Annotated in this window: 10 protein-coding genes, 2 rRNA genes and 1 pseudogene; 2 read left to right on the top strand and 11 right to left on the bottom strand. The window is 72.9% G+C overall.

Features of this window, described 5'->3' with window-relative positions; genetic code table 11:
- Positions 1-394: 394 nt before the first annotated feature.
- The 3 genes from AC0ZLC_RS13925 to AC0ZLC_RS13935 are packed head-to-tail and all read right to left on the bottom strand — an operon-like array spanning position 395 to position 2,530.
- On the bottom strand, positions 395-1,300 hold the full coding sequence (locus AC0ZLC_RS13925; protein WP_358854111.1) for an NAD kinase: 906 nt from the start codon (positions 1,298-1,300) through the stop codon (positions 395-397).
- Positions 1,297-2,112, bottom strand: a complete 816-nt coding sequence (locus AC0ZLC_RS13930; RefSeq protein ID WP_476752240.1) for a TlyA family RNA methyltransferase — start codon at positions 2,110-2,112, stop codon at positions 1,297-1,299. Before AC0ZLC_RS13930 ends, AC0ZLC_RS13925 begins: the two co-directional genes overlap by 4 nt.
- A gap of 7 nt (positions 2,113-2,119) precedes the next feature.
- The gene (locus AC0ZLC_RS13935; protein WP_476752241.1) at positions 2,120-2,530 is read right to left on the bottom strand and encodes a hypothetical protein; all 411 of its coding nucleotides are present in this window, start codon (positions 2,528-2,530) and stop codon (positions 2,120-2,122) included.
- Positions 2,531-2,572: 42 nt separating this feature from the next.
- Here AC0ZLC_RS13935 and AC0ZLC_RS13940 point away from each other — a divergent pair, with 42 nt between their 5' ends.
- On the top strand, positions 2,573-2,920 hold the full coding sequence (locus AC0ZLC_RS13940; protein WP_476752242.1) for an SCP2 sterol-binding domain-containing protein: 348 nt from the start codon (positions 2,573-2,575) through the stop codon (positions 2,918-2,920).
- Positions 2,921-2,954: 34 nt separating this feature from the next.
- Here the strand turns inward: AC0ZLC_RS13940 and AC0ZLC_RS13945 are convergent, their stop codons facing one another.
- The 4 genes from AC0ZLC_RS13945 to AC0ZLC_RS13960 form a co-directional block, all read right to left on the bottom strand.
- Positions 2,955-3,893 (bottom strand): ABC transporter ATP-binding protein, encoded by a 939-nt coding sequence (locus tag AC0ZLC_RS13945; protein ID WP_476752243.1) that lies wholly within the window; start codon positions 3,891-3,893, stop codon positions 2,955-2,957.
- The gene (locus AC0ZLC_RS13950; RefSeq protein ID WP_476752244.1) at positions 3,890-4,933 is read right to left on the bottom strand and encodes a FecCD family ABC transporter permease; all 1,044 of its coding nucleotides are present in this window, start codon (positions 4,931-4,933) and stop codon (positions 3,890-3,892) included. Before AC0ZLC_RS13950 ends, AC0ZLC_RS13945 begins: the two co-directional genes overlap by 4 nt.
- Positions 4,930-5,973, bottom strand: a complete 1,044-nt coding sequence (locus AC0ZLC_RS13955) for a FecCD family ABC transporter permease (protein ID WP_476752245.1) — start codon at positions 5,971-5,973, stop codon at positions 4,930-4,932. The genes AC0ZLC_RS13950 and AC0ZLC_RS13955 overlap by 4 nt, the downstream gene beginning before the upstream one ends.
- Positions 5,974-6,083: 110 nt before the next feature.
- Positions 6,084-7,112, bottom strand: a complete 1,029-nt coding sequence (locus tag AC0ZLC_RS13960; RefSeq protein ID WP_476752246.1) for an HAD hydrolase-like protein — start codon at positions 7,110-7,112, stop codon at positions 6,084-6,086.
- Between the two features lie 72 nt (positions 7,113-7,184).
- On the opposite strand from AC0ZLC_RS13960, the gene AC0ZLC_RS13965 reads away from it, so the two are divergent.
- On the top strand, positions 7,185-8,477 hold the full coding sequence (locus AC0ZLC_RS13965; protein ID WP_476752247.1) for a DUF1015 domain-containing protein: 1,293 nt from the start codon (positions 7,185-7,187) through the stop codon (positions 8,475-8,477).
- An 80-nt stretch (positions 8,478-8,557) separates the two neighbouring features.
- Here the strand turns inward: AC0ZLC_RS13965 and AC0ZLC_RS13970 are convergent, their stop codons facing one another.
- The 4 genes and pseudogenes from AC0ZLC_RS13970 to AC0ZLC_RS13985 all read right to left on the bottom strand — a co-directional run.
- Entirely contained in the window at positions 8,558-9,457 is a 900-nt protein-coding gene (locus tag AC0ZLC_RS13970) for a tetratricopeptide repeat protein (RefSeq protein ID WP_476752263.1), read from the bottom strand.
- 405 nt (positions 9,458-9,862) lie between these two features.
- Positions 9,863-10,426: pseudogene (locus AC0ZLC_RS13975) on the bottom strand (hypothetical protein); the annotation flags it as partial.
- A 749-nt stretch (positions 10,427-11,175) separates the two neighbouring features.
- Positions 11,176-11,292: ribosomal RNA gene (gene rrf / locus AC0ZLC_RS13980) — 5S ribosomal RNA — on the bottom strand.
- A 134-nt stretch (positions 11,293-11,426) separates the two neighbouring features.
- Positions 11,427-11,532 (bottom strand): 23S ribosomal RNA (locus AC0ZLC_RS13985); the annotation flags it as partial.

An 11,532-nucleotide genomic window follows, 5' to 3' on the forward strand; every position in this document is an offset into this window, starting at 1 on the left:
GAGGTCAGGGACCCCGTGTGCGACGGGCCCTGCCCTCCTGCCGCGAAGGCGCAGGTGGCGGACGCCCGCCGGAGGGCCCTGTCACCCGCGGGAGTGGGGCTTCCCGCTCCGGGATCCGGTGCCGTCCCGCGGGCAGCAGCGCCGGAAGGTCGAGCCGGGACCGAGCTGGAGCCCCCGGGACTCCGGTGCCTACGGCACGGCCCCTCACCCGCGCCGGCCCCGCCAGGGCGTCCCCACGCGCGGCTCCCGCCTGCGGCCCGGTTCAAGAGCCCCGGCCCCCTCGAAGCCGTCGCACGGCCTCCTGGCCCGCTTCCCGGCCCGTGGCGGGGTCGCGGGCCGGGAACGGGACGGCGTCCCGCTCCGCCGGGCCGGCCGCCCGCTCCTCGTACCGGTGTCAGTGCGGCGCGCCCCGCCAGCCCGACACGGGAAGGGCGAACTTGGCGACGAGCCGGTCGGTGAAGGACGCGTGGTGGAGCCGGGCGAGTCGCACCGGGACGGCCCCCCGGCGCACCTCGACCCGCGCCCCGGGCGGCAGCTCGACCGTGCGCCTGCCGTCGCACCACAGGACGCCGGGCGGGACGTGCGGCAGGACCTCCACGGCGAGCACCGAGTCCGGCGAGGTGACCAGCGGCTTGGCGAACAGCGCGTGCGCGCTGATCGGCACCATCAGCAGCGCCTCGACCTCCGGCCACACCACGGGCCCGCCCGCGGAGAAGGCGTACGCGGTGGAGCCGGTCGGGGTCGCGCAGACGATGCCGTCGCAGCCGAAGCCGGTCACCGGGCGCCCGTCGATCTCCAGCACCACCTCGAGGAGCTTCTCCGCCGAGACCTTCTGCACGGCGGCCTCGTTCAGCGCCCAGTCGGTGTGCACGATGTCGCCGTTGCGGTGCACGACGACGTCGACGGTCATGCGCTCCTCGACCTCGTACGCCTTGGTCACCACCCGGTCGACCACCTTGTCGAGGTCGTCGCGCTCGGCCTCCGCGAGGAAGCCGACCCGGCCCAGGTTGACGCCGAGCATCGGGACGCCGGACGCGCGGGCGAACTCGGCGCCGCGCAGCAGTGTGCCGTCACCGCCGAGCACGATCAGCAGTTCGCACCCGTCGAGGCACTGCGGGGTGGCCTCCCTGACCAGTTCCACGGTCGCCGGGAGCGGCAGGTCGGCGGCCTCCGCCTCCAGGACGCGCACGCCGATCCCGGAGCGCAGCAGTCCCTCGACGACCAGCTCGGCGCTGCGGATGGCCGCGGGCCGCCCGGTGTGGGCCAGCAGGAAAACAGTACGAGCTCGGGTCTGAGTCAACGGGGCCCCTCCGCAACTGCTCGGTCGACGTCGGCCGCGTCCGGTGCGGGCGCCCCGGCACGCAGCCACAGAAAGTATTCGACATTGCCGGACGGTCCGGGCAGCGGGCTGGCTGTGACGCCCCGCACGCCGAGCCCCAGTTCCCAGGCTCGCGCCGCCACACCGCGCACCGCCTCGGCCCTCAGCTCAGGGCTGCGGACGACACCGCCGCTGCCCAGCCGTTCCCTGCCCACTTCGAACTGCGGCTTCACCATCATCACCAGATCGGCGTCCGGTGCCGCGCACCGCGCGAGGGCGGGCAGCACCAGTCCGAGCGGGATGAAGGACAGATCCCCCACGACAAGATCCACGGGCTCCCCATCGATCGCCTCCAACGTCAACTCGCGTACGTTCGTACGGTCCTTGACGGTGACGCGTTCATCGCTCTGCAGAGACCAGGCGAGTTGGCCGTAGCCGACGTCGACCGCGACGACGTGGGCGGCGCCCGCGCGCAGCAGGACGTCGGTGAAGCCTCCGGTGGACGCTCCCGCGTCCAGCGCCCGGCGCCCCTCGACCTTCAGCCCCTGCGGCACGAAGACCTCGAAGGCACCGGCGAGTTTGTGCCCGCCGCGCGAGACGTAGTCGGGATCGTCGTCGTCCTGGGTGACCACGATGGCGGCCGCGGTCTCCACCTGCGTGGCGGACTTGGTCGCGAGGGTCTTGCCGACGGTGACCCGCCCCGCGGCGATCAGCTGCCCGGCGTGCTCGCGCGAGCGGGCGAGCTTGCGGCGGACCAGCTCGGCATCGAGGCGGCGTCGTGCCACTCCTGCCACGTTCGGTTCAGCTCCTGTGGTCGTACGAAGAGGTGGGCGCCGTCGGGGGCGACGGCACCGGGGGCCCTTGACGTGCGTCGAGCGCGGTCAGTGCGTCGCGCAGGCCCCTGTGTACATCCTCGTACACCTCGGCGTGGCCCTCGGTGGCGAGGTGGTCGGCGTCGGCCAGCCGGTCGAGGCGGGCGTCGACGTCGGCGTTGCCGGTGGGGGTGCGGGGGACCTCCAGCGGCGCCGGGGCCGCGGGCCCGACGGCGAGGTCCGTGCCGGTGCCGTGCTCCTCCCCCGGCGAACGGGCGGGCGCCGGGACGGCGGATGTCCCGGGCACCGGCGCCACGGGGAAACCGTGCTCCGGGGCACGGCGGGGATCCGGCGCGGCCGCCTCCAGCGGGCCCTCGGACCAGGGCACTGAGTCGCTCATGCCCCGACGCTACCCCGAAGCGCTGCGGTACCGTCGATCACGATGGCGACGACAGAGGAGTGCCGTGCGGCACTCGACAAACTCTCGGACAACCTGGCGGGGGCCGACGGGGACGTGCGCGGTGCGGCGGCCCTCGACCGCTCGCTGAGCTGCCGTGTCACCGACCTCGACACGACTTTCGTCGGGCGTTTGACGGACGGCCGGATCGACGTGCTCGACACGCTCCCCGGCCCGCCCCGCGAGAAGGCCCAGATCCGGCTCGCGATGACCGGCGACGACCTGGTGGGGATGGTGAACGGCGACCTGAACTTCGCGAGGGCCTGGGCCTCGGGCCGGGTGAAGCTGGAGGCCGGCCTCCGCGACCTCATGCGCCTGCGGAGCCTGCTCTAGGGACCGCTCCGCAGGGCATCCGCGGAGCCCGCTCTCAGCCTTCGGCGGCCAGTGCCGCCGCGCCGACCGCGTGGGCGGCCGTCGCCGCGCGCGCCTTCCGCGCCGCCGGGACCACCAGCGGCGTCCCCGTCTCCGGGTCGTCGATGACCTGGCAGCGCAGCCCGAAGACCTCCTCGACCAGCTCGGCCGTGACGATGTCGTTCGGTGCCCCCTCGGCGACGACCCTGCCCTCGCGCAGGGCTATGAGGTGCGTGGCGTAGCGGGCGGCGTGGTTCAGGTCGTGCAGCACGGCGACCAGGGTGCGGCCCTGTTCCTCGTGGAGTTCGGCGCACAGGTCGAGCACGTCGATCTGGTGCTGGATGTCGAGGTAGGTGGTCGGCTCGTCGAGCAGCAGGAGCGGTGTCTGCTGGGCGAGCGCCATCGCGATCCAGACGCGCTGGCGCTGTCCGCCGGAGAGTTCGTCCACGTAGCGGTCGGCCAGCTCCGCGACGCCGGTGGAGGCCATCGAGTCCTGTACGACCCGCTCGTCCTCGGCCGACCACTGCCGCAGCAGCCCCTGGTGCGGGTAACGGCCGCGCCCCACCAGGTCGCCGACCGTGATGCCGTCGGGCGCGATGGACGACTGCGGCAGCAGCCCGAGCGTCCGGGCGACCTCCTTGGCGGGCATCGAGTGGATGACCTGCCCGTCGAGCAGCACCCGGCCCCGGGACGGCTTGAGCATCCGCGAAAGGGCGCGCAGCAGGGTGGACTTGCCGCAGGCGTTCGGGCCGACGATCACCGTGAAGGAGTGGTCGGGGATCTCCACCGACAGGTTCTCCGCGATGACGCGCTGGTCGTAGCCGATGGTCAGGTTGTCGGCGGACAGGCGGTTCACAGTGCTGGTGCTCCTCTGGGTGTTCGTGTCAGGCCCGCTGCCGGGGTGCGTGCGGGACCCGCTGCCGGTCCGCGCGTCCGGTCCGCTCCGGGTGCTCATATCCGGCCCGCCTTGCGCTCGATGACGAGCAGCCACAGCAGGTAGACGCCGCCGACGACGCCGGTCACCACGCCGACGGGCAGCTGGTCGGCGCCGAAGGCCCGCTGCGACGCCCAGTCGGCGACGATCAGGAGGGTGGCGCCCATGCACATCGAGGGCACCAGGTTCGGCCCGGGCGAGCGGGTCAGCCGCCGGGCGAGCTGCGGCGAGGTGAGCGCCACGAACCCGACCGGTCCGGCGGCGGCGGTGGCTCCCGCGGTCAGCAGCACGGCGGCCAGCATCAGCAGCAGCCGCGTCCGCTCGACCCGCACGCCGAGCGCGTACGAGACGTCGTCGCCCATCTCGATCATCCGCAGCCCCCGCGCGTTGGCGAGGACGAGCGGTACGAGGACGGCGCACATGGCGAGCAGGGGCCAGACCTGGGACCAGGCACGGCCGTTGAGGGAGCCTGTCATCCAGACGACCGCACGGGCCGCGTCGACGAGGTCGGCCTTGGTGAGCAGATAGCCGTTCACCGCCGTGACGACGGCGGCGACGCCGATGCCGACCAGGACCAGCCGGTAGCCGTGCACGCCCCGCTTCCAGGCGAGCAGATAGATGGCGAGTCCGGTCGCGAGACCGCCGACGAGGGCACCGAGGGCGACCTCGGTGGCGCTGCCCGAGAAGAGCACGATCATGACGAGGGCGCCGGCCGTCGACCCCTGCCCCAGGCCGAGCACGTCAGGACTGCCCAGCGGATTGCGGGAGATGGACTGGAAGAGGGCTCCGCCGAGGCCGAGCGAGGCGCCCACCAGGATGCCGACGACGACCCGGGGCAGCCGGAGCTGGCTGACGATGAACTCCTGTCCCGCGTCCCCGTCGCCGACCAGTGTCCTCAGGACATCGGCGGCCGGGATCGGGAAGTCGCCGGTGCCGATGAGGACGATGCTCGCGGCGAGCAGGGCCACGAGCAGCAGGGCGACGACCGTGCAGGCGCGGACGTCGTACCGCAGCGAGAAGCCGCCCTTCGTGCGGACGGCCCGGGTACGTGTGGCCTTCACAGCTGCGCCGTCCTCCGCCGTCGTACGAGATGGATGAAGACCGGGCCGCCGAGGACCGCGGTGACGATGCCGACCTGGAGTTCGGCGGGGCGCGCCACCAGCCGCCCGATCACGTCGGCACCCAGCAGCAGCACGGGCGACAGGACGGCCGCGTACGGCAGGATCCAGCGCATGTCGGGCCCGGTGAAGGAGCGCACGAGGTGCGGCACCATCAGCCCGACGAACACGATCGGCCCGCAGGCCGCGGTGGCGGCGCCGGACAGGACGGTGGCCGCCGCCATGGACAGCGCGCGGGTGCGGTTCAGGTCGGCGCCGAGCGCGCGGGCGGTGTCGTCGCCCATCGCCATGGCGTTCAGGGGCTTGGCGAGGGCGAGCGCGACGAGGGTGCCGACCGCCAGGAACGGCAGGACCTGCCGGATCGTCGAGTCGCCTGCCGAGGAGAGCGAACCGACGGTCCAGAAGCGCATCTTGCCGAGCGCCGCGTTGTCCATGATCATCACAGCCTGCAGATAGCCGTAGAGCGCGGCGCTGATCGCGGTTCCGGCGAGCGCCAGCCGCACCGGGGTCGCCCCCCGGCTGCCGCCGAGGAACCAGACCAGGGCACCGACCGCGGCCGCCCCGAAGAAGGCGAACCACACATAGCCGTTCAGCGAGGTGACGCCGAAGAACGTGATGGCGGTGACGACCGCGGCGGACGCGCCCGCGTTGATGCCGAGCAGTCCGGGGTCGGCCAGCGGATTGCGGGTGAGCGCCTGAAGGACGGCCCCGGACAGACCGAGCGCGACGCCGACGAGCAGCCCGAGGACGGTGCGGGAGACCCGCTCGCCGACCACGACGTCGCCGTAGGTCCCCGACGCGTGGAACAGGCCGTGCCAGACCTGGTCCATGGGCAGCGCCTTCGCACCGAGTGCGACGCTCGCCAGCGCGACGAGCGTCAGCAGGGCTCCGGACGCGAGGAGTCCGAGGGACCGTATCGCCCGGCGGTTCGGGGGCGCGGGGGCGGTCTCCGCGCGCTGTTCAGGAGGACTGTCGACCAACACGCAGTTAGGTTAGCCTACCCTCGCTTTGTCGAGGGGCACGCCGACACCGGAATGTGCCCCCGCCCGGCCCGGCCGTGCGTCGAAGACCCTGGTGCGGACCCCGTTTCGGCTCAGAGCCCCAGCGGCGCGAGCGCCTTCCCGCCGTCCAGCGCGCAGGTCCCGTCCCCGGCCGCCGTCCACGCCGCCGCGCACAGGGCCCGCAGCCCGTCCATGGCCGCGCCCTCGCCGTCCAGTTCGAGCCGCTCGCTCCCGGCGGTGGCCGACCAGCCACCGCACCGGAATCCGCCGCCTTCCCCGACGACCTCCGGCTGCCCGGTCAGCAGACCGCGCAGGTCGGCGTCGACGAAGGTCGGACGGTGCTGCGGCGGGGCGGCGAGCAGCTGCGCCCCGTCCGTCACACCGGTGAGGACGAGCAGCGAGTCCACTTCGCCGTTGAACGCGCCCTCGATGTCGGTGTCCAGGCGGTCGCCGACCACCAGCGGCCGCTCGGCGCCGGTCCGCAGGATCGTCTCGCGGTGCATCGGGGGCAGCGGCTTGCCCGCCACCCGGGGTTCGGCGCCGGTGGCGATGCGGACGACCTCCACCGCCGCGCCGTTGCCGGGGGCGATCCCGCGCGCGCTCGGGATCGTCAGGTCGGTGTTGGACGCGAACCACGGCACCCCGCGGTGGATCGCGAAGCAGGCCTCCGCGAATCGCGACCACGTCAGATCGGGTCCGCCGTAGCCCTGCACGACCGCCACCGGCTCGTCGTCCGCCGAATCGACCGGCTCCAGCCCGCGCTCGCGCAACGCGACCTGCAGACCCTCACCGCCGACCACCAGCACCCGCGCGCCCTCGGGCACCTGCTCGCTGATCAGCCGCGCCACCGCCTGCGCCGAGGTGATGACGTCCGAGGGCTCGGCCGGCACCCCCAGCTCGGTGAGGTGGCCGGCCACGGCGTCCGGCGTCCGCAGCGCGTTGTTCGTGACGTACGCGAGACGCATTCCGCCCGAGCGGGCCGTGGTGAGCGACTCCACGGCGTGCGTGATCGCGCTGCCGCCCGCGTACACCACCCCGTCGAGGTCGAGCAGCGCCGTGTCGTACGCCTCGCTCAGGGCCTGCCTGCTGGCGTCCGGCCGCGTCCTGACGGTCTGGCTCATTACGCATCGCTCCTTGTTCGATCCCTTTCCCCCGATCATCGCGCATACGGGTGACACACTTACGATGCCTCAATGAACTATGCAGGCCCCACGGAGGAGACCCCGAAGCACGAGGGGCTCGAGCTGACCCCGTTCCAGGGCCTGCGGTACGACCCCGAGCGGGTCGGCAGCCTGGCCGCCGTGACCTCCCCGCCGTACGACGTCGTCGTACGGCCCGACGGCCTGCTCCACCTCGAATCCGCCGACCCGCACAACATCGTCCGGCTGATCCTCCCTCAGGACACCACCCCCGACGTCCGCAACCGGCAGGCGGCGGACACCCTGCGGCAGTGGCTGGCCGAAGGCGTCCTCACCACGGACTCCGAACCTGCCCTGTACGTCTACGAGCAGCGCGACGGCGGTCTGCTGCAGCGCGGTGTCATCGGCGCCCTGCGCCTGTCGGAACCCTCGGACGGTGTGGTCCTCCCCCACGAGGACGTCATGCCTCATGTGGTCGCGGACCGCGCGGCGCTGATGCGGGCCACCTCGGCCAATCTCGAACCCCTGCTGCTGACCTACCGCGGCGACGGCTCGGTGACCGGCGCGGCCGCCGTCGTCGAGCGCACCGCACGGCGGGAACCGCTGCTCGCGACGACCACGGAGGACGGCTTCAGCCACCGGCTGTGGGCCGTGACCGACCCCGCCGACCTGGCGGAGATCCGCACGGACCTCGCCCGTCACCAGGCTCTCATCGCGGACGGCCACCACCGCTGGGCGACGTGTCTGCGGCTGCGCACCGAGCACCCGTCCCCGAGCCCCTGGGACTACGGTCTGGTGCTCCTTGTGGACACCGCGCGTCATCCGCTCCGCGTCCGCGCCATCCACCGGCTCCTGCACCGCCTGCCGGTGCCCGAGGCACTGGCCGCCGTGTCGCCCCACTTCCGTGTACGTCACCTGGAGGTCCCCCTCGGCGAAGCCCTGGCGGCACTCGCCTCGGCCGCTGCCGACGGCAACGCCTTCCTGCTGGCCGGCGACGGCGCCTTCCACCTCCTCGACCGCCCGTCCGCGGACCTCCTGGCCCGTACGGTCCCGGCGGACCGCCCAAAGGCCTGGCGCAGCCTGGACGCGACGGTCCTGCACGCCGCGCTCCTCCAGCACGTCTGGCACGTCCCCGAGGACTCCCCGGCGCACATCGCCTACATCCACGACCCGGCCGCGACGGTCGAGAAGGCGGAACGCGACGGCGGTACGGCGGTCCTGATGCACCCGGTCCGCGAGGAGGTCGTACGCGACCTGGCCCGCCAGGGCGTCATGATGCCGCGCAAGTCGACGTCGTTCGGCCCGAAGCCGGCCTCGGGCCTGGTCCTGCGGGCGCTCACCCCCTGAAACGCGGACGGGCGGGACCCCCTCTGGGAGTCCCGCCCGTCCGCTGTCACCGCTGTGTCGGCCCGTGCGTCCGCGTGACGTCAGGCGCGAGGAGCGCCCTCGGTGCCGTCCTCGTCGTCGCCGTCGTCGCCGTCGTCCAGGTCACCGTCGTCCAGTGGCCGCACGTCCCGAGGCGCCTCGGTCTCGTCCTCCGCCACATCGACGTCGTCCTCGTCGTCGATCTCGGCGTCGTCCTCGTCCTCGGCGTCGATCTCGTCCTCGGCGTCGATCTCGTCCTCGATCTCGGCGTCCTCGGCGTGAGCGTCGGCCACCTCGACGTCGGCGTCGATGCGGGGCGTGGACTTGGGCTCCGAATCGTCCTCGGACATGGCGTCGACGAACTCGACACCGTCCAGCTCGGCGAGCCGGTCCGAGGCGTCCGTGCTGCCGTCCTTGTCGGACTCGACGGCCTTCGCGAACCACTCGCGCGCCTCGTCCTCGCGACCGGCGGCGAGCAGCGCGTCGGCGTACGCGTACCGCAGGCGCGCGGTCCAGGGCTGCACGGAGCTGGAGGCCAGCTCCGGGCTCTGGAGGGTCACGATGGCCGCGTCGAGCTGGTCCATGTCACGCCGGGCACCGGCGGCCACGAGGCGCATCTCGACCTGCCCGGCCTTGTCCAGCTTGTGCACCTCGGGCGCACCGGCCATGTCCAGCGCCTTCTCGGGCCGGCCGAGGCCGCGCTCGCAGTCGGCCATGACGGGCCAGAGGTCGACGTTCCCGGTCATCCGCCGCGCGGCCCGGAACTCGGCCAGCGCCTCGCTGAACTTCTGGTTCGCGTACGCGGCGAACCCGGCCGCCTCTCGTACGGCGGCGACGCGGGACGCCAGACGCAGGGCCACCCTGGAGTATCCGTACGCTCCCTCCGGGTCCTCGTCGATGAGCCGGGCCACCATCACCAGGTTCCTGGAGACGTCCTCGGCAAGCCCCTTCGGCAGGCTCATCAGCTCCTGGCGTACGTCCTTGTCGATCTCCTCGCCCGTGACGTCGTCCGGGATCGGCAGCCGCCTGATCGGCTCGCGGTCCCGCTCGCGCTCGTCGCGGAACCGTCCGCCACCGCGCCGGTCGTCGTCCCGACGGTCGTCACGGTCGCGGTACCCACCGGGACGGCCGCCCCGGTCGTCACGGCGCGGGCCCTGCCCACGGTCGTCGCGCCCACGGAAGCCACCACGGTCACCGCCGCGGTCGTCGCCACGACGGTCGTCACGCCTGTCGTCCCTGCGGTCGTCACGGCTGAAGGCCGGACGCTCACTGTCGCGCCGGAAGGCCGGACGGTCGCCCTCACGGCGGTCGTCGCGCCGGTCGCCACGGTCGTCCCTGCGGAAGGCGGGCCGGTCGCCGCCGCGGCTGTCGTCGCGGCGGAAGCCGCCACGGTCATCGCGGTCGTCACGACGGGGGCCGCCGGTGGGCCGGTCGTCACGGCGGAAGGCGGGACGGTCGCCGGTGGGTCGGTCGTCGCGGCGGAAGGTGGGACGGTCGCCGCCACGGCTGTCGTCACGACGGAAGCCGCCACGGTCACCGCCGCGGTCACCGCGGTCGTCACGACGCGGACCGGAAGCCGGCCGGTCATCACGACGAGGACCACCGAAACTCGGCCGGTCATCACGACGGGCGCCGCCGAAACTCGGCCGGTCGTCACGACGGGCGCCGCCACGATCCCCACGGTCACCGCGGTCGTCGCGGCGGAAGCCGCCGCGGTCGCCGCCGCGGTCACCGCGGTCATCACGACGGGGACCGCCGGTGGGCCGGTCATCGCGGCGGAACGCGGGACGGTCGCCGGTGGACCGGTCGTCGCGGCGGAAGGCGGGACGGTCGCCGCCACGGCTGTCGTCACGACGGAAGCCGCCACGGTCACCGCCGCGGTCACCGCGGTCGTCCCTGCGGAAGCCGCCACGGTCGTCGTCGCGGCGCTCACCGCGGTCGTCGCGGCGGAAGGGGGGACGGTCGCCGCCACGGCTGTCGTCACGACGGAAGCCGCCACGGTCACCGCCGCGGTCACCGCGGTCGTCACGACGCGGACCGGAAGCCGGCCGGTCATCACGACGAGGACCACCGAAACTCGGCCGGTCGTCACGACGGGGGCCACCGGTCGGCCGGTCGTCACGACGGAAGGCGGGACGGCCACCGCGGTCGTCCTCGCGACGGTCGTCACGGCCACGGAAGCCGCCGCCGCTACCGCCACCGCGGTTGTCGTCACGGCGGAAACCACCGCCACCGCCACCACGGTTGTCGTCGCGGCGGAAGCCGCCACGGTCGCCGCCGCGGTCACCACGGTCATCACGACGGGGACCGCCGGTGGGCCGGTCGTCACGGCGGAAGGCGGGACGGTCGCCGGTGGGCCGGTCATCGCGGCGGAAGGGGGGACGGTCGCCGCCACGGCTGTCGTCACGACGGAAGCCGCCACGGTCACCGCCGCGGTCGTTGTCACGGCCGGCGGTGTTGTCACGGCGCGGCGGGCCCCCGCGGTAGCCGCCGCGGTCACCACTGTCCCGGCGTCGCTGATCGCGGTCCGGTCGCTCATCGGGAGAGTTGGTGGACATGGGTGACTCCTGTCTTCGGTACCGCAAGTCATTCTCGCGCAGCCGAGTACCCGGCGCGCTTCGGAAAAACAAAAGGACCCTTGGTCCCAGCGAGTCGCTGGGACCAAGGGTCCTCAAAGATTGTTCGGCGGCGTCCTACTCTCCCACAGGGTCCCCCCTGCAGTACCATCGGCGCTGTAAGGCTTAGCTTCCGGGTTCGGAATGTAACCGGGCGTTTCCCTCACGCTATGACCACCGAAACCCTGTCAGACACCCCGAATGAACGGGGTCTCGAACGGGCAGCGAACAAGCACACTATTTAATTGATTAGTGAAACTGTTCAGCCAGCACAACCGTTCGTTGTCTGGGAACTACACAGTGGACGCGAGCAACTGAGGACAAGCCCTCGGCCTATTAGTACCAGTCACCTCCACACCTTGCGGTGCTTCCAGATCTGGCCTATCAACCCAGTCGTCTACTGGGAGCCTTAACCCCTCAAA

It is taken from the genome of Streptomyces sp. GLSS-08, assembly GCF_056387915.1.